The organism is Mesotoga sp., from assembly GCF_035363035.1.
In the GTDB taxonomy this organism is placed as follows: Bacteria; Thermotogota; Thermotogae; order Petrotogales; family Kosmotogaceae; genus Mesotoga.
Genome location: NZ_DAOSEH010000022.1, coordinates 1 through 22,045 on the forward strand (window position 1 = coordinate 1; position 22,045 = coordinate 22,045).

General features: G+C 51.4%; 19 protein-coding genes and 1 riboswitch. Of the genes, 11 read left to right on the forward strand and 8 right to left on the reverse strand.

Annotated elements, in window-relative coordinates; genetic code table 11:
• The 5 genes from PKX57_RS05230 to PKX57_RS05250 all read left to right on the forward strand — a co-directional run.
• On the forward strand, positions 1-795 hold a 795-nt coding region (locus PKX57_RS05230; protein WP_472416301.1), incomplete at its 5' end, for a hypothetical protein.
• Positions 792-2,168: a MutS-related protein gene (locus PKX57_RS05235; protein ID WP_213922084.1), complete on the forward strand. Its 1,377-nt coding sequence runs from the start codon at positions 792-794 to the stop codon at positions 2,166-2,168. The genes PKX57_RS05230 and PKX57_RS05235, both read left to right, overlap by 4 nt.
• Positions 2,165-3,724, forward strand: coding sequence for a lysine 5,6-aminomutase subunit alpha (kamD, locus tag PKX57_RS05240; protein WP_472416302.1), 1,560 nt, complete (start codon positions 2,165-2,167; stop codon positions 3,722-3,724). Before PKX57_RS05235 ends, kamD begins: the two co-directional genes overlap by 4 nt.
• Positions 3,721-4,506, forward strand: a complete 786-nt coding sequence (gene kamE / locus PKX57_RS05245) for a lysine 5,6-aminomutase subunit beta (RefSeq protein ID WP_214047427.1) — start codon at positions 3,721-3,723, stop codon at positions 4,504-4,506. The genes kamD and kamE overlap by 4 nt, the downstream gene beginning before the upstream one ends.
• A gap of 39 nt (positions 4,507-4,545) precedes the next feature.
• Positions 4,546-5,448, forward strand: a complete 903-nt coding sequence (locus tag PKX57_RS05250) for a YegS/Rv2252/BmrU family lipid kinase (RefSeq protein ID WP_213922081.1) — start codon at positions 4,546-4,548, stop codon at positions 5,446-5,448.
• On the opposite strand, the gene PKX57_RS05255 is transcribed toward PKX57_RS05250, so the two are convergent.
• A complete protein-coding gene (locus PKX57_RS05255) occupies positions 5,440-6,315 on the reverse strand; it encodes a hypothetical protein (RefSeq protein WP_472416304.1) in 876 nt (291 codons plus the stop codon). The genes PKX57_RS05250 and PKX57_RS05255 overlap by 9 nt on opposite strands.
• Before the next feature lie 4 nt (positions 6,316-6,319).
• Entirely contained in the window at positions 6,320-6,763 is a 444-nt protein-coding gene (locus PKX57_RS05260) for a PspC domain-containing protein (RefSeq protein ID WP_169699277.1), read from the reverse strand.
• Positions 6,764-6,915: 152 nt separating this feature from the next.
• Between PKX57_RS05260 and PKX57_RS05265 the strand changes: the two genes are divergently transcribed.
• The 5 genes from PKX57_RS05265 (at position 6,916) to PKX57_RS05285 (ending at position 16,190) form a co-directional block, all read left to right on the forward strand.
• Positions 6,916-8,844: an ABC transporter permease gene (locus PKX57_RS05265; protein WP_472416306.1), complete on the forward strand. Its 1,929-nt coding sequence runs from the start codon at positions 6,916-6,918 to the stop codon at positions 8,842-8,844.
• Positions 8,835-8,962: riboswitch (molybdenum cofactor riboswitch) on the forward strand. Its footprint overlaps the gene before it by 10 nt.
• The gene (locus PKX57_RS05270) at positions 8,954-10,348 is read left to right on the forward strand and encodes an extracellular solute-binding protein (RefSeq protein WP_213922604.1); all 1,395 of its coding nucleotides are present in this window, start codon (positions 8,954-8,956) and stop codon (positions 10,346-10,348) included. Its footprint overlaps the riboswitch before it by 9 nt.
• Positions 10,345-11,751 (forward strand): hypothetical protein, encoded by a 1,407-nt coding sequence (locus PKX57_RS05275; RefSeq protein ID WP_472416308.1) that lies wholly within the window; start codon positions 10,345-10,347, stop codon positions 11,749-11,751. Before PKX57_RS05270 ends, PKX57_RS05275 begins: the two co-directional genes overlap by 4 nt.
• Positions 11,752-11,842: 91 nt before the next feature.
• The gene (gene leuS, locus PKX57_RS05280) at positions 11,843-14,218 is read left to right on the forward strand and encodes a leucine--tRNA ligase (RefSeq protein ID WP_472416310.1); all 2,376 of its coding nucleotides are present in this window, start codon (positions 11,843-11,845) and stop codon (positions 14,216-14,218) included.
• A 694-nt stretch (positions 14,219-14,912) separates the two neighbouring features.
• Positions 14,913-16,190 (forward strand): fasciclin domain-containing protein, encoded by a 1,278-nt coding sequence (locus PKX57_RS05285; protein ID WP_472416312.1) that lies wholly within the window; start codon positions 14,913-14,915, stop codon positions 16,188-16,190.
• A gap of 8 nt (positions 16,191-16,198) precedes the next feature.
• Here the strand turns inward: PKX57_RS05285 and PKX57_RS05290 are convergent, their stop codons facing one another.
• From PKX57_RS05290 to PKX57_RS05315, 6 genes are all read right to left on the reverse strand, one after another.
• Entirely contained in the window at positions 16,199-17,146 is a 948-nt protein-coding gene (locus PKX57_RS05290) for a hypothetical protein (protein WP_213920367.1), read from the reverse strand.
• Between the two features lie 212 nt (positions 17,147-17,358).
• Positions 17,359-17,676 (reverse strand): hypothetical protein, encoded by a 318-nt coding sequence (locus PKX57_RS05295; RefSeq protein WP_214048897.1) that lies wholly within the window; start codon positions 17,674-17,676, stop codon positions 17,359-17,361.
• Positions 17,677-17,775: 99 nt separating this feature from the next.
• On the reverse strand, positions 17,776-18,678 hold the full coding sequence (locus PKX57_RS05300; RefSeq protein WP_214049986.1) for an EamA family transporter: 903 nt from the start codon (positions 18,676-18,678) through the stop codon (positions 17,776-17,778).
• Between the two features lie 174 nt (positions 18,679-18,852).
• Entirely contained in the window at positions 18,853-18,987 is a 135-nt protein-coding gene (locus tag PKX57_RS05305) for a hypothetical protein (RefSeq protein ID WP_472411413.1), read from the reverse strand.
• 24 nt (positions 18,988-19,011) lie between these two features.
• Positions 19,012-20,061: a sodium ion-translocating decarboxylase subunit beta gene (locus PKX57_RS05310; protein WP_169700943.1), complete on the reverse strand. Its 1,050-nt coding sequence runs from the start codon at positions 20,059-20,061 to the stop codon at positions 19,012-19,014.
• Positions 20,062-20,247: 186 nt separating this feature from the next.
• Positions 20,248-21,246, reverse strand: a complete 999-nt coding sequence (locus PKX57_RS05315) for a GGDEF domain-containing protein (protein WP_472416314.1) — start codon at positions 21,244-21,246, stop codon at positions 20,248-20,250.
• Between the two features lie 363 nt (positions 21,247-21,609).
• On the opposite strand from PKX57_RS05315, the gene PKX57_RS05320 reads away from it, so the two are divergent.
• A complete protein-coding gene (locus PKX57_RS05320; RefSeq protein ID WP_213920371.1) occupies positions 21,610-22,014 on the forward strand; it encodes a hypothetical protein in 405 nt (134 codons plus the stop codon).
• Positions 22,015-22,045 lie beyond the last annotated feature (31 nt).

The window sequence follows — 22,045 nt, forward strand, 5'->3', positions numbered from 1 at the left end:
ACTCTTCGCAGGGGCAACCTTTTCGCAACGTCTGAAAAGGATTTCCGGTCTCGCCGGTTTCCGGCCACCGTTCTGGATGTCAGAGAGTTCCGCTCCCCTCTGGGGCGCACCGTTTTCGCGAGGGCGCGGTCCGACGGAAAAGTCATAATCTCCGGCCCTTCCATAGTAGATTACCTATCGCAAACGGTGAGGATGCTCAGAGAGTTCGGCGCTCGGAGGGTCCTTGTTGACAGTTCTACGTCCAGACTGAGCCCCGGCTCGCCGGCGGTGGCCGACGCCATAATTCTGGCGACGGGTGCGGCCCTTTCGATCAGTTCGGGAGAGATCGTGAGGAGAACCATACATCAGGTGAAGATCATCACTCTGCCCGGGGTGGAAAAGGAAGCGGGCGATATAATGGAAGGGCTCGGTAACGGCGTCTGGACTGTGGATGGACCGGAAGTGAAACTCCTCGCGGTTTCGAGTCTTTCCATGGAGTCGGGCCTCGATCTTTCAGGGAGAACCGTTTACGTGAACGGTTCGTTGACTTCCAGAGCTCTTGGAAAGCTCGCGGCGCCGGGTGTCAGGGTGGTGGTCAGGGACTTCTCGAGGATCTTCGTCGACGAAGAATCGTTGAGATCTTTCCAGAGGCACGGCGGCAGCGTTAACGTGCTCCACAGTGCGCGACTTCTGGCCGTTACTTTCAATCCCGTATCGCCTTCGGGTTACTCCCTGAGATCCGGTCAGCTGAAAGAAACGCTGGAGAGGTTTTTGCCGGTACCGGTCTTCAACATTTTGGAGGAGGAAGATAGATGAATCTTTCGGCCGGCTGCGGTTTTGATTATATAAAGGGACTGGTCGAGACATTAACCCCAATGGGTAGAAAGAGGCTTTACGATATTTCTTTTCTGACTGAGCGGGGCCGGATAGAGGTGGAGTACGACCGTCAGGAGGATCTGAAAGAGATGGCGGCCAACCCCGATAAAGTCGTTTCGATCATCTCGAGGTTCAGGGATATCTCGGCCACTCTGGAAAACCTGGCGGCCGGAGCGGTGCTTGACGACGTGGAACTCTTCGAAATAAAGAGCTTCGCGATCTGGAACGAGAAACTCAGAGAACGGCTCGGCGACTGTCCGGGCTGGATGAGACTTCCCGACCTTTCGACCGTGATCGATCTTCTCGATCCCGAAAAGACGGGGCTGGAGAGTTTCTACATCTCCGATCTCTTCGATGGTTCGCTGCCGGAACTGAGGAGGAAAATCGCGCAATGTCAGAGGAGCGACGATCCGCACGACAGGGAGAGAGCGGCCGATCTGCTGGAGATGAACGCTCGGGTGGAGTCGAAAGTCAGGGCCCGGCTCTCGAAAGAGCTGGAAGGCTTTTCAGATACTCTATCGCTTTCTTTGAACAGGGTGGGCGATATCGATCTGACGCTGGCCAAAGCGATCTTGAATGAGAGGCTCAAACTGGCGAGACCTTCGATAGTGGAGGATGCCTTCTCTTTCGAAGGTCTTTTCAACCCCGAAGTGGCCAGTGTTCTTTCGGAAAAGAATAAAGAGTTCCAGAGCTATTCTCTCTCTCTGCGGAGATTGGCCCTCGTGATCGGGGGCAATATGACGGGGAAGTCTCTCTTTTTGAGGACGCTGGCGCTAGCCCAGACGATGTTCCAGCATGGCTTCTTCGTTCCGGCGAAGGAGGCTTCGCTGACTCCGTACGACAGAATAGTCTATTACAGCGGCGATCACCAGTCGTTCGAAAACGGCCTCTCTTCCTTCGCCGGAGAGGTTGAGTTCTTGAAGGAAGCGGTCGGTATCGTCTCCCGTGGAGAGAGGGGGCTCTTTCTCTTCGACGAAATCGGAAAGAACACCAATCCGCTGGAAGGACCGGCCTTCCTGCTGGCGGCGATGGAGTACCTCGGTCGCGGGAACGGTTGCAGGGCCGTCTTCTCTTCGCACTACGAAGAGGCGCTAGAAAACAGGGAGATCCAGATGCTCATGGTCAGAGGTCTGGACCACGAGAAACTCGCAGGTCGAGAGCGACGGGATATCTCTTTCTATATAGATCACACGGTACAGGAGATAGATGAATTTTGCGGCTTTCCGAGGGAGGGAACGGTCATAGCCCGGCTGCTCGGGATGGACGATGATTTTCTAAAGCTGGTAGAAAAGCACTTATGGAGGAAAGAATGAAAAGTAAACTCGATCTCGATTTTCGAAAAGTTGAACGGGCAAGAAAACTGGCGGTGAGCATCGCCGACGGCGTTCAGAATTTCGTGGCCGGGAGAACTACCGTGAGCGTCGAGCGGGCCGTTTGCCGGCTGATGGGTATCGACGGGGTGGACTCTTACGGGGTACCGTTGCCGAACGTCGTCGTAGAGCATCTGGCATCCAGGAACCTGCTCCAGGAAGGCGCTTCGTATTGCATCGCGAACGCCATGATGAAGACGGGACTATCTCCCCAGAGAATAGCCGAAGAGATATCGGCCGGCCGGCTCGACCTGTTGAGCATGAGTTACGGCGGAGAAGAAGAGGTCTATGGTTTTCTGGATCCCCTGGCCCAAAGAGCCGTCGAAAAGGTACGCAACAGAAGGTCCGAGAGAGAGGCTCTCATCGACAGACTCGCTGAAGGACCGCGGCCTTACCTGTACGTGATCGTAGCGACCGGAAACATCTACGAGGACGTCGTTCAGGCACGGGCGGCCGTAAGTCAGGGAGCCGACATAGTGGCGGTAATAAGATCGACCGGCCAGAGTCTGCTGGATTACGTCCCTTACGGCCCCACGACGGAAGGCTTCGGGGGAACCTACGCCACCCAGGAGAACTTCAGGATCATGAGGGCCGCCCTCGACGAGATGGGCGAAAAGGTAGGTAAATATATACGTCTATGCAACTACTGTTCGGGTCTGTGCATGCCGGAGATCGCCGCGATGGGTGCGATGGAACGTCTCGACGTGATGCTGAACGACGCCCTTTACGGGATACTCTTCAGGGATATAAACATGCAGCGGACATTGATCGACCAGTTCTTCTCCAGAGTCATAAACGGCTTCGCGGGGGTGATAATAAACACCGGCGAGGACAACTATCTTACCACCGCCGACGCCTACCAGGAAGCCCACACGGTTCTGGCGTCCCAGTTCATAAACGAGAGACTGGCCCTGATTGCCGGTATTCCCGAAGAACAGATGGGACTTGGTCACGCCTTCGAGATGGACCCGGATATTGAGAACGGCTTTCTGTATGAGCTGGCCCAGGCTCAGATGAGCAGGGAGATCTTTCCCCGAGCACCGCTGAAGTATATGCCCCCCACCAAGTTCATGACCGGTAACATCTTCAAAGGTTATGTTCAGAATGCCCTGTTCAACGTCGTTTCGATCTGGACCAACCAGGGAATACAGCTTCTGGGAATGCTGACCGAGGCGATACACACGCCCTTCATGGGAGACAGGTATCTGGCCATAGAGAACGCGAAGTACATATTCAACAACATGCGCGCGTTGGGGGAGGAAGTGGTCTTCAAGAAGGATGGAATAATCCACGCCAGGGCGAACCAGGTGCTCGATCAGGCACTCGAGCTTCTCGCGGAAATAGAGGAAGACGGTCTCTTCAGGGCGCTAGAGAGGGGAGTCTTTGCCGGGGTCAGGCGACCGGTCGAGGGAGGCAAGGGACTGCCGGGAGTTGTTTTGAAAGGGGAGCGTTACAGAAATCCATTCCTTGAGAAAATGCTTGGGGGGTCTTGCAGATGAGCGGTTACTCTTTGGAAAACAAAAAGCCTGATAGAGCGCTGGATCCAACAGGAATCAAGCCTTACGGCGACACGATGAACGACGGAAAGGTCCAGCTAAGCTTCACTCTTCCTGTACAGAACGGACCGGAGGCCGTCGAGGCGGCCAGGCTTCTTCTGGGAAAGATGGGTTTCAAAGAGCCGCAGATAGTCTTTTCCAGGGAAATATCGGAAGGCTTCACCTTCTTCGTTGCTTACGGCGTGTCGATACACGAAGTCGATTACTCGTCAATAAAAGTCCCGAAACTCTCCCTCGAGAAGATGTCGATGGAAGAGATCGACAGATTCATAGACGAGAGGATAAGAAGAAAAGTGGTGGTGGTTGGCGCCAGCACGGGAACCGACGCCCATACGGTCGGGATAGACGCGATAATGAACATGAAAGGCTTCGCCGGTCATTACGGGCTGGAGAGGTACCGCAACTTCGAGGCCTACAACATGGGAAGCCAGGTGCCGAACGAAGAGCTGGTGGCCAAAGCTATCGAGGTCGGAGCCGATGCCATACTGGTCTCCCAGACAGTTACGGCGAAGAACGTTCATCTGAAGAATATGACCGATCTCGTCGAACTTCTGGAGGCCGAGAATCTTCGCAAAAAGATAATTCTCATAGCGGGCGGAGCCAGGATCACTCACGAACTTGCCAAGGAGCTCGGTTACGACGCCGGGTTCGGACCGGGTTCGTTCGCCGAGGATGTCGCGTCTTTCATCGTACAAAAGCTCGAGACCATGATTGGAAATCTGTGATAGAATTTCTTATCGTTGACTTTCTGGGGGTAGATCCTTATGAAGACTCTGGTTGTCGTTAATCCCAACGCCAGTCACGGTGAATCGGGGAAGGATTTCGAAACGACCATAAAGGGAATGATAAGGGAGAAACTGGGAGATTTCGATCTGCATGTCACTACCGGCCAGAGAGACGCGATGTCTTTCGTGTCCGATCACGGGGATTACGAGAGAATAATAAGCGTCGGGGGCGACGGTACGCTGAACGAGGTCGTGAATGGAATCATGAACAGCCGGTCCGGCGCCATGCTCGGCATGATAGCGGTCGGTTCGGGCAACGACTTCGCCAGAAGCATCGACCTGACGCGGGACTACGGCAAGATGGTCGATATCGCCTGCGGTAGCAAAGCCAGGCACGTCGATCTCTTCGAAGTCAGGTACAGAGCCTTCTCCGGCGAAAAGGCGGCGAGATTCGCCGTGAACGTCGTGGGAACAGGTTTCGACGCGGCGGTGACCAATCGGATGAACCGCTCGAGGTTCAAAACCAGCGGTAAAATGGCCTACCTCTTATCGTTCTTGATCGAATTTTTAACCACCAGAACTTACAGGCTCAACTACACCATAGACAGCGGCGAGTTCTCCGACAGGTACTACTTTTTGACCATGGGCAACGGGAATTACTTCGGCGGAGGCATGAGGATAGCGCCGAACGCCGTCGTCGACGACGGGCTCATAGACATAATCGGGGTCGCCAAGATGGCCAAGATCAGGTTGCTGTACCACTTTCCCAAGATTTACAAGGGCGAGCATCTGAAGATAGACGCGGTCTGTCATCATGTATCGGAGAGAATTTCCGTGAGCAGTGACAGGGACGTTATCATACAGATGGACGGAGAAGTCGTCGGGAAGCTCCCGATGGAGATCTCCGTCCACAAAAAGACTCTCTGTATTCTTTCAGCGTAATACTTTCAGATTGAGGATGGCGCTCTCGAAGGAGAGGTTGGTGTTGTATTCGTTTCCGGTGCCTTCGTAGATGTATTCCTCTCCCGAACCGGTCTTGTTGAGGTCGGACTTCACGTTCTTTATGGCCGCCGTCGCTCTCAAAAAGGCCCGCACATTTTCCGGCACGAAGATATCGCCGTTCGAGATCGCGGTCTTAACTTCGATCCTGGAGTTCGAGACGGCGGGGACTCTGAAATCGGCCTTCAGTACGGCACAATTGACATCCAGTTCCTCGACTTTCAAACCGGCGATGTCGAAACTCCCGTTGACGGCCGCGGTGTTCAGCTTGATTATGTATTTGTAGGCAGGGTTGAGTTTCAAAACCATAGTGCTCGAGGTTAGCCAAGATAGACTCGAATCGGTCTTAAGGGTCCATTTCTTCAAAGTCGAACTACCGCTTTCCTCGATCTTCAGATTTGCTCCCCTGATTGTGTGATCCACATGGGCTACGGTGGAAAGCGGAGCCGCCGTTTCCATCGCTTCGATCCTTATGTTCACCATGGGTAGATCGATCTGTATCTCCACAACCGTGAGTTCTTCGGTTGTTTTCAGTAGCGTCGTTTCCGATACGGTTCTGCTTCCGGAAAGGAAGGCCGAAGGCCAGAAGAAAATGAAGAGTATGAAGCAGACCGTTAGAAATGCGTTCAAGTACCTCAGCCACTTGAGTCCCTTCACTCCTGACAGTATGCTCAACCCTATGAAAACAAGGATTATAGGCCAGTAGTTAATAAGGTTGACGAAGGCATTCAGAAGAGTATCGCCAGTGAAGATACCGAAAATCAGCAGTATCCCAACGAGTACAAATATCAACCCCATCGCGAGTTTCATGCTATCATCCCCTGTTGATGGATTTATAGATGACGAATCCTCCACCGGCCACTAGAACGGCTCCTATGACGAACTTCCAGAAAACACCGCTGAAGATGTTCCAGGGTGTGAATGTGCCGAGCAAGAGAGCGATACCAAATATTATTAGCACAATGGCTATTATTATCTTGCTCTTGTCGTCGGATATCTCCATTCTTGGTTTGTCTTCTATTGGTTTGCCTTCCTCGTCCATTATGACAACGTTGTTTTCACTGTTCAAAGGTTCACGCGGGATTATGAACATACCGATGATGTAGATTATCAGCCCGGCTCCGCCGGCGAAAATCAGGGCTACGAATATCAGGCGAACTATTACCGGATCGATCTCCAGATAACTTGCTACGCCGCCGGCAACGCCGTCGATCACTTTGTCTCTTCGAGATTTGTAAAGCCTCTTCCTTGTATCCAAGAGAAACACCTCCTGTCAGGATTTATCATAAAATCCTCATTGAAAATGGACATTAGCATTATAATATGCGTACTGTTAAATTTATACTTGTTCATAGATTTTTGAACTTTTTCAGCGAAACATCCCGGTGATTTGAGTTTTTGGGGGTTGAGATGCAATTAATCTTCATTGTTCCCGCAATAACAATATTGGTATTTATAGGGTTTCTGCCGATCTTCACGGCCTTTTCCGACGCTATGACAATAAATGGAATACCGAGCTTTTTGAACTTCCAGTACATATTTCAGGATCAAGGTTTCATGTACAGCCTGAAGATTTCACTAGTTTGGGCCCTTTTAAACACTCTGCTCTCGCTCTCGCTGGGTTTTTTGATAGCCCATCACCTTAACAGGGCTAGAAGATGGCGATTGATATACCTGGCGCTTCTGGTTCCGTGGGGACTTCCGGTCTATATAGGTGTACCGATATGGAGGGCCATCGTGCACGGAGGAGGCGGCACTTCGATACTAAACCTGATTGGCATCGATATAAATCTTCTCACCGACCCTATAGCGTCGTTTCTAGCCGCCCTCTTTGTCAGTGTTTGGTTCAGCCTGCCGCTGACCGTCTTCGTTCTCTGGGATTCGATGGCCACTGTTCAAAACAGTCTTATAGATGTCGCGAAGATCGACGGCGGAAGCCTGTCAACCGTGCTTTTCAGTATTTATCTCCCCATGATGAAGCCGGCCCTGATAACCATGTTTACGATCAACTTCATAAAGTTCTTGAAGGAGTTCACGGTGGTTTTTCTCATGACCGACGGAGGCCCTCCACTTGTGTCAGGCTTCACAAAGAGGAGCATAATCGGTGCCACTACAACACTGGATATATTTATTTACGGCATTTTCACCGGTCGAAGTTCAACGGGCATCGCCTCGGCTTACTCGGTTTTGACACTTCTGATGGTAGCCTTTGTGATGATTCTCTGGTTTCTGTCCAGCAGGGTCGAGCTGAACGCTCACCTTCTAATCATACTTGTGGTTGCCTCGCAGACAACGCTCGGTGGTTATGTAGGTCTCTTCTTCGGAGGTCTGTACCTCCTGTCTATATGGAAGAGGGGATTGTTCAAATATATAGTAATCGGTGATATCGCAGCCTGCCTTTTGCTCAGTTTGTTCAACGGATTTCTCCGAGGCTTCAACGCGGCCACGATAATCTCTCTGATAGTCTTTCTGATACTCAGAAGGGAGAAGGGTAGTACAACCGTTGTAAAAAGGGGCGAAAGGGTTCTGAAACTTCTCACCAGGATCGTTCTGGCGGGCGTACTGATCGCCTCTGTCCTTCCCCTTTTCGTTCTGTTCTGGATAAGCCTATCAGGACTTTCGACAACTTACATGGACACATTTCTCCCCAGATATTTCACTCTGGATAATTTCGTGAGGGTGGTAGGAGAGGAGGGGATAATCTCAACACTTTTAAACACACTTTTCGTTTCTCTCGTTACTGGACTGGCCGTGCCTTTGCTCACATTTCAGTTAGCTCTCGCTTTGAGGAAGATCAAAAACTCGCTCTCGGACATCGCCATTGTCATATTGAACACCGTGGGCGTGATAGGGGGTATGCACACTCTGGTTCCGCTGTATTCCATATTCAGAACGATGGGAATGATAGACAGTTATTTTCCGGTGGTCCTGGTTTACATCTCTCACGCCATACCCTTTTCGGTTTTCACCATAAGGACTTACCTCGAGTCCGTGCCAGAGAGCCTGGAGGATCAGGCGAAGATCGACGGGGTCGGACCGGTCGCCTTCGGTTTCAGGATACTTCTGCCGCTCTCCAGACCGGTGCTGACAACCTCATTCATAGTGGCCTTTCTGGGCGCCTGGAACGGTTTCCTGGCGCCGCTTCTATTCCTTCTGAGCGACAGCAAATACACGATGGGAGTCAAGCTCTACACCTACGTCGGCAGTCTCGGTTCTGGCAATCCGCAGTGGAACTTATTCGGTGCGGCCGCCACAATAAACTTGCTTGTCATGGGCGTCATATTCTATACTTTTAGAGGGTATCTGGGCAAGACTCCGTTATCGGAGAATTATGAATAATCCTCCGAGCATTTCCTCCTGAAAGGAGTTCGCTGTCTCCCATGGAGAAATGCCGATAGGGTATGACTGGAAACGGTCATGCCTCCCGTGCTTGGAAAGGAGGTATATTTTGAAGCTTCGCGAGCTGACAGTCCTGTTGTGGCTGCTGCTGAATCTGCCATGCCTGTCTTTCGAAGTGCTGCTGAACGACGAGTCGATCAGGAGCTGGGACGGGTCACTACTCCAGTACTGCTACGACCTTCCCCAAGGAAAGGCGATACCGCTTCTGGAGATTCTCCCGCCGGTCGTCGAGAGAGATGGGTGTTTTCTGGAAACCGAAAGGGGCCGATTGTCCGACGTACCGATGGACTCGCTTCTCGTGTGGGAGGAGGGCGACTGGTTTCTCCATCTGGAGGGAGAAGGCGTAAAGATACTTTCCGTGGCCGTTTATGGCGAACCCATCGATAACGATTACCTCCAAGTGTGGCTTGACTGGGAGGGTATAACCGCCCTCAAAGAGTCGATCCAGAGATTCTCCTCTATCAACGGCCTCAGAATCGAAACCCGGGAAGTCCCGAAGGCTTCGAGCAAACTCGTCTCCGTTGTCAGGGCACGCGGCGAAGTTCCAGACGTGATCATGGTTCAGTCGAGCGACATCTCGCGACTGGTATATGAGGAGGCCATTCAATCTCTCGATTACATTCCCGTGCAGGGTCTGTCGGGGCTGTCTTCGTTCAACTATGAAGGGAGATCGTGGGCCATCCCCTTCTACTTCGATTGCCAGCTGGTGTTCTACAACCGTGGACTCGTAGGGGAAATCGATCCCGGATGGACGCTCGAAGATCTCGAGAACCTTTCAAAAGATCCCGGGAGCGGCGGGGCCGGCTGGAACATTTACTCGGCCTACTGGTTTATCCCTTTCCAGCTTGGATTCGGCAAGAGAGATCTGATCGAGGATGGAAGAGTTACGGTCCTGGATGGGCCCACTCAAGAGGCCCTCGGCTATCTCGTCGAGAGGGTCGACGACGGAACCTTCAGGGCTCTCGAGCGCGACCCGATGGTCACTCTCTTCGCTTCGGGAAAGGTCGGGATAATACTCTCGGGCTCCTACATGATAGAACAGTTCGAGAGAATAGGGATGGATTTCGGACTGGCTCCCTATCCCGAACCTTTGAGGCCCGTTCTGGATTACAAAGGCCTGGCCATAACAAGAAAGACTCGCAACCCCATCCTGGCCAGGAGATTGATAGAGTTCCTCACATCGAAGTACGTGCAGGCGAGCTTCTGCAAAGCTTCCTACAAGATCCCCTCGAGAAGGGAAGCGCTGGACGGGATGGAACTGAACTTTGCTATATCCAGCAGCCTCGAGAGAGGCTACCCGCTACCGGCCGATCCGCTGTACGAACTTTACAAAGACACCATGTGGAAACTGATAAGGCTGGCCATATCCGACAGACTGGGAGTGAGAGAAGTGCTCGAGAAGGGCCAGAAAATCATAGACGAAAATTCAGGGGGTGTTCAATGAAAAAACTACTCGCTATCATGTTCACGGTGTTAATTGCGATCGCTTCGATAGCCGGGATTACCGTTACCTGCAACGATTCGACTTTTGTCTTCGACAGGGGCGATTTTCCCTCGCTGAGAGTCGTAACCCGTTTCGAGGGACCGCAACCGTCTTCGGATCGAAATGGCAGCGATTACATCGAATACGAGGCGATTCCTCTGATCTCCGTCCTCGAATATGTCGGTGGTATGAGAGAAGGAGACCTGCTGAAAATAGAGGCCGACGACGGATATTCGAAACTCTTCCCTTTCGGCGCCATCTACGGTAGAACGGCCCTGGGCAATCCTTACATCGGATACAGGGAGGAAAAGCCTTACTTCATCTTCGTGCCCGACGACGGCGAGGTATCGAACGAAGACATGCTCGCTTCGCTCGGGGAGGAGTACTCACACTTCTACGATGGCCTGCCCTCATCCAAGGGTTTGATGGTGAAGAGTGTATCGACGATTCGTATAGAAACTTCGAGAACAGTCTCCCCGTTGATAATGGAAACTGCAGCCTTTCCGGGCCCTTCACCCGACTGGACGGTCGAAATCAAGGGAAGCGGAAAGAAGGAAATTTCCTCAATCGATTTCGAGGCAGACGAGGCGGACGGGGGACATTACGTGGAGATATCTCTCGAAAGAAAGGGAGAAACGAATACATACAGGGCCATTCCCCTGTGGCTAGTCGTGGCGGCCGCCAGAGAGGATGAGCAGAAGCGGTTCTCACAGTACAGAGAACTCTGGGAGGGCGGCTTCGATATAACACTTACCTCCGTCGATGGCTATTCGGTTACCTTCAATACTCTTGACGTACCGATCGAGGCTATTTTCATAGCCGATGAAGAGAACGGCGAAAAGATCGCGCCGGCCATTGTGGGCGAGATCTCCGGAAAACTGTGGGTGAAAGGACTGGCATCTATCGAACTGGATACAGAACGGTACTCTTACGAAGATCCCCGTCTCTCGGTTTCACTGGTGCTTAAAGCCGGTGGACTGGAAAGAGAGTTCACGATAGCAGATCTAGAAGCGAAGAGCTATTACGTCGAAAACTATGGTCAGTACATCACCTCGTCGGGGGGAAAGCACGGTGGGCTGTACGGCGGTGTGGAGCTGGTAAAACTCGTCGGAGAACTGGTCGAGTTGAAACCGACTTCGACGATCAGGACGGTTGCGAGCGACGGTTATGAAACGACTTACTCTGCGGGCGAAATCGAAAGCGCCGACGGGATCTGGATAGTAGCCTTCAAACTCGACGGAGATTACCTTCCTGAGGACCCGGGATATTTCAGGACGATCAAAGTCGGTCCGAACATGCCGGCAATCGAAAGCCGTCGATCTGCAAAAATGGTAGAGATCATCGAAGTGATCGACCTGGAATGAAGCTCATCTGGAAATTTACTTTCACATACGCATGTTATAATCCATCTAAGTTGCTTTTCTCAGGCTTTATACTCATTCGGGGAGGTAGCATATGTACGATTTCAGGGTGCTCGAGAAGAAGTGGCAGGATTACTACGCCAGAGAGAAACCATTTAATATAGACCTCGATAAGGCCGAAAGGCCTTTCTACAATCTCATGATGTTTCCCTATCCCTCCGCCGCCGGGCTGCATATAGGGAACATGTTCTCCTTCATCGGGTCGGACGTATATGGAAGATTCATGAAGCTCAAGGGTTACGACGTTTTCGAGCCGATCGGTTTCGATGCCTTCGGCATACACAGCGAGAACTATGCCCTGAAAGTGGGCAAACACCCTGCTGAACTGACACCGAAAAGCATTGAGTATTTCCGCGAGGAACAATTGAAGAAACTCGGAAATATATACGACTGGGACAGCGAGGCGATAACCTCCTCGCCCGAGTACTATAAATGGACCCAATGGATCTTTATACAGCTTTATAAGCGCGGACTGGCCGAGAAGCGCGATTCCAGTGTGAACTGGTGCCCCTCTTGCAAGACGGTTCTGGCCGACGAACAAGTTATAGACGGCCATTGCGAGCGGTGCAGCAGCGAGGTGGACAAACGCGAGATGAGTCAGTGGTTCTTCAAGATCACCGAGTACGCGGAGAAGCTGCTCTCCAACCTCGACTGGCTAGACTGGACCGATACGACCAAAAACCTCCAGAGAGCCTGGATCGGAAAGTCGGCCGGTGCCTCGATAACTTTCGATATTTCAGGAATGGATGAGAAGATCGAAGTCTTCACCACCAGGCCCGATACGATCTACGGTGTCACCTATATAGTCGTCGCGCCGGAGTACCCGCTGGTGGATAAACTAATAACTCCCGTTATGGAAGAGGCCTTCGAAGAGTTCAGAAACAACGTCAAAAACATGGACATGGCGACCAGAACCTCTATATCCCGGCCGAAGAACGGAATCTTCACCGGCTCTTACGCGCTCCATCCGCTCACGGGCGAGGAGCTGCCCATATGGATCGGCGATTACGTTCTGGCCGAATACGGCACCGGTGCCGTCATGGCCGTTCCGGCTCACGACGAGAGAGACTTCGCCTTCGCCAGGAAGTATGGCCTCGAGATAAGACAGGTAATAGAGTGCGACCCTTCGGAGCTGCCCTACACCGAAAAGGGAGTCATGATGAACAGCGACAGGTACACAGGCATGAAAAGCACCGACTTCATAGACCGGATAGATACCATCGACGCCTCGATCAAAGGCTCGGTCAACTACCACCTCCACGACTGGTGCATATCCAGGCAGCGCTACTGGGGCCCGCCGATCCCTATGATTTACTGCGACAGGTGTGGGACGGTTCCCGTTCCAGACGAAGACCTGCCTGTGATGCTTCCCAAAACCGACGATTACATACCCGACGGCAGCGGAAAATCGCCGCTGGCCAAAAGCCCCGAGTTTGTCAACACCACCTGCCCCGTCTGCGGAGGCCCGGCCAGGCGCGAGACCGATGTCTCCGACAACTTCCTCGATTCGGCCTGGTACTATCTGAGATACCTCTCACCTAAAAACGAGGAAATAGCCTTCGAAAGAGAACTCGTCGAAAAATGGTGTCCCGTGAACATGTACATCGGTGGGAACGAGCACGCGACACTCCACCTGATGTATTCGAGATTCATCGCGATGGCCCTTCACGATATGGGATATCTTTCATTCGAAGAGCCTTTCGCATCGTTCAGGGGCCACGGGCTTATCATAAAAGACGGAGAGAAGATGTCGAAATCTAAGGGCAACATCGTCAACCCCAACCAGTACTTCGACAGCCACGGGGTCGATGCCCTCAGAACCTATCTGATGTTCATGGGCACCTTCCTCGAGGGCGGAGACTTCAGGGACAGCGGAATGGACGCGATGAAGAGATTCCTCAACCGCGTCTGGGACATCGCTAACATGGGCGAAGGTAAGAGCTCGTTGAACCTGAAGATAAAGATGGCCGAGACCATTGAAAAGGTCGAATACTCGATAACCAGCATAAAGCCTAACACGGCGATCGCCGCCATAATGGAGTTCGTCAACGAGGCCTCAAAAGAGAGCGCGATCGAGAGGCAGCTCGTGATTGATATGGCGAAGCTCCTCTCGCCCTTCGCACCCTTCCTCTGTGAAGAGATCTACAGTATAAAGGGCGGAAAGAAGAGAACCATCCTGGAAGACGGCTTCCCCTCGGGTTACGAGAAATACGCTTCGATGGCGAATGTTGAACTGCCCGTCCAGATATCCGGGAAGATGAGGGGAAAGGTGACGCTCGAGCAGAACTCCAGTCAGGAAAAGGCCATGGAAGCCATCATGAAGGATGAAAAACTCGCTTCCATGCTCGAAGGAAAGACTGTCAGAAAGATAATATACGTACAGGACAAAATAATAAACATAATCGTCTGAATATCACGATTATGAAGAAAGACCGGCCGAATGGCCGGTCTTTTTGTTACGGACGTAACTCGTCACTTTCAGTTATGAACCGGTTACGAAAGGCAGAAAAGCAAAGCCACAAACAAAGCCGATGCCTGATACTTCGATAGACAGCTAACTACTCTCTCTTATTCATTTCAATAAATTCTTCAAGGAAAATTTCTAGACTAATTGAAATCCATAAACCTCCCCAGACGAAGCTTATGGAATAAATAAGAAATTTAAGAAAGTTATAATCGGAAAGCTAAGCCAGCAAGCGGGATATCCAGAGAACAAATGTGCCTTCTTCGTCTCTATTCGTCCTTAAACGCTTGCAGTCAGTTGGGATTGCCCTGAAAGATGATATTGCGAGATTTGCATGTTCGATTATAATGCTAGAATTCTCATGGAGCGGACATGAGCCGCGACAAAAAGAGGTGGCCAGGATGCCGGGCAAGAAAGATGTAAAGAAAGAAGTAAAGAAAGAGCCAAAAAAAGAAACCCCAAAGAAGTAACAGATACAGTCACACTCAAAAGAGGCGGGCCAGCGGAGGCTCGCCTCTTTCATTGAGTCCTGCTCTATGGAAGAGTCATATGAACCGGCACCAGACTTTTCGCATCTCAAATAAACCGGTACAATCGTTGTAGAATATCACTGAACAGAAACCATGAGGAGGTGTGCAAGATGAAGAAAACAATGATCTTGATTCTCTTTGCCCTCGTAAGCCTGGTAGCTTTTTCCCAGAAGAATATAGTAGATATAGCCGTCGAGTCCGGTAATTTCAAGACGCTGGTCGCGGCCATCGAGACGGCAGGCCTGGCAGACGTTTTAAAGGGGAGCGGACCCTTCACGGTCTTCGCCCCGACCGACGAAGCCTTCGAAAACCTTCCTGCGGGTACGGTCAAAGCCCTTCTGGATAACGTCTCGAAATTGAGATCCGTTCTTCTCTACCACGTTGTATCGGGCGAATACTCTTTTGAGAGCATAGTGCTTTATCCGGCCCTTCAAACACTGCACGGACAGTCTCTGGCGATAGATACGCGCGACGGCTTGAAAATCGACGGAGCCGCGGTTACGGTTAAGGACATAAAAGCCTCCAACGGCGTGATCCATATTATCGATACCGTTATGATCCCCAGAGAAGAGGCCAACCTGGTGCAGGTGGCCAGAGATTCCGGCATCCTCGAGACACTGGTTCTCGCACTCGAGAAATCCAGCCTTGTGGATACGCTCAGAAGTGGCGGCCCGTACACTCTCTTCGCCCCGAGCGATATCGCCTTCGCCAGAGTTCCTGCCGAGACCAGAGAAGCGCTTCTAAACGAACCACAATGGCTCAATGCAGTGCTTCTCTACCACGTTGTGCAGGGAGAGTACACAACGGCCGACCTGCTCAACGAAAAGGGATTGCGCTCGCTTCACGGAGAACTGTTGAACGTGAAAATCAATGAAGCCGGGCTTGGCGTTGACAACACCCTTATCACGATCGGCGATATCGACACGGGAAACGGTGTGATCCATGTGATAGACCACGTGATGATGCCGCGAGAATGGAGAAGCGGCCTGCCTTCGATCGTTGAGGCCGCAGAACAGGCCGGACAGTTCACAACCCTTCTCGCAGCTTTGAAGGCTACCGGTCTAGAAGAGACGCTTTCTGACGGAGGCCTCTTGACGGTCTTCGCCCCGACCGACGAAGCCTTCGCCAAACTCGGGCAGGAAACCATCGACGGACTCCTGAAAGACACCGAAAAGCTGAAGTCGATCCTCACCTACCACGTGATAGGCGGAGAATACTTATTCTCCGAGCTGAAGATAGCGCAATCGCTCTTCACGGTCAATGGTAAACCGGTAAAGATAAACCTGGACGGTACGCTGACCATAAACAACGTTAATATAATCAGCAGAGACATCCTGACCAGAAACGGCGTCATACACGTGATAGACGCCGTCCTGATACCCAGATAAGCTTAACCCTAATTGCTCAACAGAGGCCGCCTTCGGGCGGCCTTCTGTATTAGAAAGATAATTCCTCTGGCACTGACGACGCTTCCGAAGGCCAGCGTCCCGAGTCTTCCTCCGGCGCCGTTGAAATGGTTCGCGCTATAGATAAACATTATTCCCAGCAGAGCTCCGCTCAGCAGGATCTCCAGTTCGTTCCTCATCTTCTCCTTGGAAGACATTCCGGCAAAGGATGCCGCCATCACCACCCCGGTCAGCAAACCGGAGCTCACGCCGTGAACGGCCGGCAAAATCACCGCGCCGGCAAGACTCACAACGCTGGAAGCCAGCACGGGACCATTTTTAAAGCGAATACTGAGCATATACGTCAACAGGGCCGATCCCAGACTGTAAAACATAATACTCAACCCGGAGTGTCGGATCTCCACCTGAGTATCCAGCAACTTAACGCTTGAAATGGCCGTCATTATGATCCAGCTGCTGCAGGCTATCGTTCCGAGCTTTCCTCCGTAACCGTTGAAAACATCTCTGGCCAGGTAGAAGACTATACCGGCGATAAGCCCGGCGAATATCGTGTGGGTGAAATCGTGCAGAACCTGGGGCGAAACCATTCCGACAAAAGCACCGCAATAAACCTCAACCGCGAACTTCTTCGTGACCGCGACCGCGATCACCCCCACCAGACTCGCCGCCATAATCGCGCTGATAGAGAGAGAGCAGTTCATGATATAGGCGCCTATGGCTCCGGCCATAACCGCGACCATAGTCTTCAGAAAATGCGAGCGATCCGTGGGAGTGGTTTTTCCCGAAAGCAAGGCTCTCACACTTTCGATCACAAATCCGGTAATCACAAGAACGAGGAGAGGCACCATGATAGGCTCATAACCAAAAGAAGAAAGAAGCGTAATTACAAAAAGCAGGAAGGTCACAAAGAACAATATGGCGAATCCTGCAAACCTCATACGAACCCCCGGAAAACTACGTGGCAAAGAAATCTACAACGGGCCACGATCGGATTTTAATACATTTGGTTCCGGTACAAATAGAAGAATCACAATTCAATTATACAGTAATCGTTCGCAATGATCGCATGTGCGTGCGCGATGTGGCTAGATAAGAGGTATGAGGACAGATCAATCGAAGTAAAGCGTGTCGCCGAGTCTCTTCTTCAGGACTACTTCCAGGCTAGAAAAGGCGCGTCGGAAAGTATTCTCTCTTCCCGCCCCTCGTAGAAGAGCTTCAGCCAGCCTTGCAGAGGACTCGATCGGGTATAGAAATCGTAACACTGAATGAAGAGACTCAGTTCGAGAAGCTTCAGAAACTCCTCGACTTCAGACAGATGTATTCTCTCACTTGTGCTGGACTGGTTATAACTGTCGACTATTGCCCCGGCCAGATTTCTCACGACTTCGGTTTTTCGCTCACATTGCATGATCACTCCGAGATCGAACACCACCATCGTCAGGTCCACAACGAAGAGCCCTTTGCACATATCGTCGAATTCGTACAGAGACGCGATTTCCAGAATCCCTGCTCTCGCTATTCTCCCCTACTTTTATGAGTCGATAAAGTAGGGCTGCTGGCGAGGCTTCTACTTTTGATCGACCCTGATTTTCGATCTCTGTACGATGATGACTCCCACCAGTATGGCCACCATAGAGATCAACATCAGAACCGTCACACGCTCCCCGAGCAAGAGCGCCCCGAGGGTTACCGCAACTACGGGATTGACATAGGCGTAGGTTCCGGCCCTGGTCGCGGGCCATTTTTGAAGCAGGTAGATGTAGCTGCTGTAGCCTATCAACGAACCGAAGACTATGAGATACAAAATCGCATACAATGAGTTGGCGGTGAACCTAACCCTCGGCAGCTCTCCGGAGATCAGGGAGGTGATCATCAGTCCGATTCCACCCGCGAACATCTGAATTCCAATGCTGGCCACGATCGAGCCGTTGCTCCTGACTTTCTTTGAAAGCACCGTTCCCGATGACCAGAGGAAACTCGCTGTCAGAAGCACCGCAACGCCTTCGAGGTTTATTGAACTCGAATCTCCAGATGGATGCAACAGGAAGTAAACTCCGAGAAAGCCCAGCAGGAGACCGAAAACACCCTTGAGAGTCAGCTTCGTCCCCTTTATGAAGAAATGTTCGAGAATCGCCACGAATATCGGAACGGTTGCGATCATCAACGAGGCCACGCCCGAATCGACCCACTGTTCGGCGAAGACTACCAGACCGTTGCCGCCAAGGAGCATGAAGAGACCGACCGTCGAAAGCAGTGCTACTTCTTTGAAGCTCGAGGGGAAAGTCAATCTCCTGACCTTTGAGAAGAGGAGCATCAGACCCCCGGCAACGATGAACCTGACGCTGGCGAAGAACATTGGGGGCATATCCTGAACGCCGATCTTTATCGCCAGGTATGTCGAGCCCCAGAAGAAACAGACGAGAACGTACGCGAACAAGGCCTTCCCATTTTCGCTCAGGATCTTTCCCATCGTCTACCCCCCGGTAAAGAAAACTGTCCGTATGCGGACGCGGCTTATTGATGAATTATGTACAAACGAGACGGGAGATGTTCGTTCGCTTCACGAAACATTGTGTGACAGATAGATCAACGGCAACAATTCTGGCCCGGGAAAGCCCCTGTTTCCAGGTAGGATTCTGCCCTATTAGTCGGTTTTCTTTTTCCTTGAAGAAGTCCAGACAAGCAATTTTATCATTATGAAAAACGCGACAGTGATGAGAAAAGTTGTCGGATACCCCTCGATGAATATCGCAAGACTCTTGGATACCGCTTCACTCATGCCAATCCCTCCTTCCGACTGCACTCAGATGAAGAGAGCCAGAACGATGCTTCCAGCGAGAACTGAACCTATCTGCCCTGCAACGTTAGCTCCGGTGGCGTACATGATGAGGAAGTTGTTAGGATCTTCTTCCAGGCCGAGCTTATGAACAACGCGTGCCGACATGGGAAAGGCCGAGATTCCGGCCGCCCCAATCATGGGGTTGATCTTTTGCTTACGGAAGAGGTTGAATATCTTGGCAAAGGCTATTCCGCCCATTGTATCGAGAATGAATGCAACCAGTCCCATTGCGAGAATAAGGAGCGTCCTCGTGTTAAGAAAGGCCTGTGAGGTCATCGTGGAACCTATCGTTATACCCAGAAAGAGAGTTATTAGGTTGGAAAGCTCGTTTTGAGCCGCGTTGCTCAGTTTGTTTAGGACTCCGCACTCGCGGATCAAATTTCCGAACATAAGCATTCCAATCAGCGCAACGCTCACCGGGGCAACTATACCGGCTAGAATCGTGACGAAAATGGGGAAAAGTATTTTCACATATTTCGGCACTTTCTCGGCCCTGTTGTCCATCCTGATCCTTCTCTCATCTTTCGTGGTCATTAATCTGATTATCGGCCTCTGTACCACAGGCACGAGCGCCATATACGAATAAGCGGCCACCGAAATGGGACCAAGCATGTGTGGTGCCAGTCTGCTGGCTACATAGATTGATGTCGGGCCGTCGGCCGTTCCGATTATGCCTATCGAGATGGCCTCTCTTATATCGAATCCAAGGATCGCGGCCACTATTATCGTCAGGAAAATGCCCAGCTGGGCCGCCGCTCCGTAGAAAAACATGATCGGTTTCTGGAGAAGCGGGGTGAAGTCAATCATGGCGCCGATGCCGATGAATATCAGCGCGGGGAAGAGTTCGTTCGCGATTCCCGCCTCGTAGAGAATCGTCAGCACTCCGTGCTCTCCTATGGCTGAAGAACCGGGAATATTAGTGAGGATGGCACCGAATCCGATCGGAAGGAGAAGCATAGGCTCGTAATCTTTTTTTATGGCCAGGTAGATCAGGATTCCCCCGATGGCGAACATGACCAGATTGCCTATGGGTATCGCAAAGTTCGAAAATAACTGCTGCACAGAACTTCCCCCTTTGTCCTATCTTCAGTTAGCGTTCTAATTCTGCTTTTGAACCTCGCCGATTTTCAGTACAATATTATCTCATTTTCTGCGCTATTTCAGCGCTGCAATGGGGTTTTTTAGTAGATCCAGATAACTTCAGGGTTCTCCGTTTCTTGAAGCGATCACGACGTTCCTCCCGGTCCTTTTAGCCTCGTACAATCTCTTATCGGCCAGGTCTATGAGCGTCTCGATATCCTCACCTCCCGGTGATTCTCCCACCCCTGCGCTGATGGTCACTCTGGAACCTTCGCCGAAGTCGAAGTCCTCGACTTTCCTCCTGATCCTTTCGGCAACCGATGCAGCATTATCTTCGGCGGTGTTTGGAAGTACGACGAGGAACTCTTCTCCCCCGTACCTTCCGACCGTGTCGAGTCCACGGAGGTTGTTTCGAATAATGGTCGCGATTTCTTTCAGAACGCTGTCTCCGAACAGATGGCCTTTCGTATCGTTCAAAACCTTGAAATGATCGATATCGAGCATTATCACCGAAATAGGGGTCCTGTTTATAGAAGCCTCTACTAATCGATCTTCCAGTTCGCCGATTATGGCCCTCCTGTTCCCTATGCCTGTCAATGGATCTGTCCGGGCATCCCGCTCGAGATCCTTGCTCCTTCTCTCAAGGTTCAGCTCTCTTTCTTTGTTGCGGGTTATATCGAAGACTATGCCGGTGGCGAAAAGCGGTGCGCCTTTCCCATCTCTCTGTGTGATCTTTCCCCTGTCATAAAACCACTTCCAGCTCCCGTCTTTAGCCTGAATTCTGTATTCGGCTTCGTAAACTGTCTTCTTTCCATGCATGTGGAGAAGCATGGCGTCCATCGTGCCTTGATAATCGTCGGGATGGAGCCTTTCTGTGAAATACTGGTAATTGACTTCCCGCGGCAACTCCTCCATACTGTAGCCCAGAACGGTAACTTTCAATGGATTGAAGACTACGGAGTTGCTTTTGATATTCCAGTACCAGTGACCGAGGTTTCCGGCCCACGAATAATCTAGCCTCGTCTCCTGTTCCCTTTCCCTGAGCAGCTCCCTGTTGAGCATATCCAGCTCGACAACCTTCTTGAGAAGCTGTTCGTAAGTGTATTTTGAATAATCCATGCTTTTCACCCCTTGGTCTGGAGTTCGCAGCTCCCCGAAACCGGCGGATTGATCTATCCAAATGCGGCCGGGGAAGAGGGGAGCGTTCACAGAATTCTATCATATCCGGTATCACAGTCCGGTCATTCAACTCCAGACAGCCTGGTGTATCGGTGAAAATCGAACTGTCCATCCATCATTGAAACTGGGTCGGTAAGTGCTATAGTAATGATATCTTTGATGCTTCCTGCCTATATTATTTGTCGAGATGTAGTTTTAAGAGGCCTATCCTGTGGCCGAAGCAGACTCGATGTAATTTTCCCTTACGCTGAACGAATACAAACATGTATCGTAGATTGATCCTATAAGGGAGGGATGTCGATCATGAAACGTTTATCTCTTTTGGTTGTTCTCGCAGTTGCCGTTATTATCTTGCTAACGGGGTGTCCGTTCATTCCTAAAAACATAAGCCTTGCCGGTACATGGAACCTCTATATCTCGGTCGGTGGTGAAGTGGTTACCGATGCGGCCATCATGGAGATAACCAGTCATGCCAATGGTCAGCTCGCCGGATTTGTGAAAGCTAATCCCGGGTCTGGAAGCATCGGGTCGGTAGCCGGAACTACTTCCTCCGACAATATAACATTCATTTTCACGCATATCTCGGGAGAAAGAACCGTTCATTTCACCGGCAAGTTCAGCAGAAACGCTATGCACGGAACGGCTATCGCTTACGACAACGGCACTTACGTTTCGGGACCCCATAACTGGACGGCGCAAAGGCAATAGAAATTCAACCTAATACACTATAAAACTCGAC

Coding starts and splice junctions, on each gene's coding strand:
- PKX57_RS05235 (WP_213922084.1), top strand. CDS start 792: ATGAATCTTTCGGCCGGCTGCGGTTTTGATTATATAAAGGGACTGGTC.
- kamD (WP_472416302.1), top strand. CDS start 2,165: ATGAAAAGTAAACTCGATCTCGATTTTCGAAAAGTTGAACGGGCAAGA.
- kamE (WP_214047427.1), top strand. CDS start 3,721: ATGAGCGGTTACTCTTTGGAAAACAAAAAGCCTGATAGAGCGCTGGAT.
- PKX57_RS05250 (WP_213922081.1), top strand. CDS start 4,546: ATGAAGACTCTGGTTGTCGTTAATCCCAACGCCAGTCACGGTGAATCG.
- PKX57_RS05255 (WP_472416304.1), bottom strand. CDS start 6,315: ATGAAACTCGCGATGGGGTTGATATTTGTACTCGTTGGGATACTGCTG.
- PKX57_RS05265 (WP_472416306.1), top strand. CDS start 6,916: ATGCAATTAATCTTCATTGTTCCCGCAATAACAATATTGGTATTTATA.
- PKX57_RS05275 (WP_472416308.1), top strand. CDS start 10,345: ATGAAAAAACTACTCGCTATCATGTTCACGGTGTTAATTGCGATCGCT.
- leuS (WP_472416310.1), top strand. CDS start 11,843: ATGTACGATTTCAGGGTGCTCGAGAAGAAGTGGCAGGATTACTACGCC.
- PKX57_RS05285 (WP_472416312.1), top strand. CDS start 14,913: ATGAAGAAAACAATGATCTTGATTCTCTTTGCCCTCGTAAGCCTGGTA.
- PKX57_RS05290 (WP_213920367.1), bottom strand. CDS start 17,146: ATGAGGTTTGCAGGATTCGCCATATTGTTCTTTGTGACCTTCCTGCTT.
- PKX57_RS05295 (WP_214048897.1), bottom strand. CDS start 17,676: ATGTGCAAAGGGCTCTTCGTTGTGGACCTGACGATGGTGGTGTTCGAT.
- PKX57_RS05300 (WP_214049986.1), bottom strand. CDS start 18,678: ATGGGAAAGATCCTGAGCGAAAATGGGAAGGCCTTGTTCGCGTACGTT.
- PKX57_RS05305 (WP_472411413.1), bottom strand. CDS start 18,987: ATGAGTGAAGCGGTATCCAAGAGTCTTGCGATATTCATCGAGGGGTAT.
- PKX57_RS05310 (WP_169700943.1), bottom strand. CDS start 20,061: ATGTTCGCCATCGGGGGAATCCTGATCTACCTGGCCATAAAAAAAGAT.
- PKX57_RS05315 (WP_472416314.1), bottom strand. CDS start 21,246: ATGGATTATTCAAAATACACTTACGAACAGCTTCTCAAGAAGGTTGTC.
- PKX57_RS05320 (WP_213920371.1), top strand. CDS start 21,610: ATGAAACGTTTATCTCTTTTGGTTGTTCTCGCAGTTGCCGTTATTATC.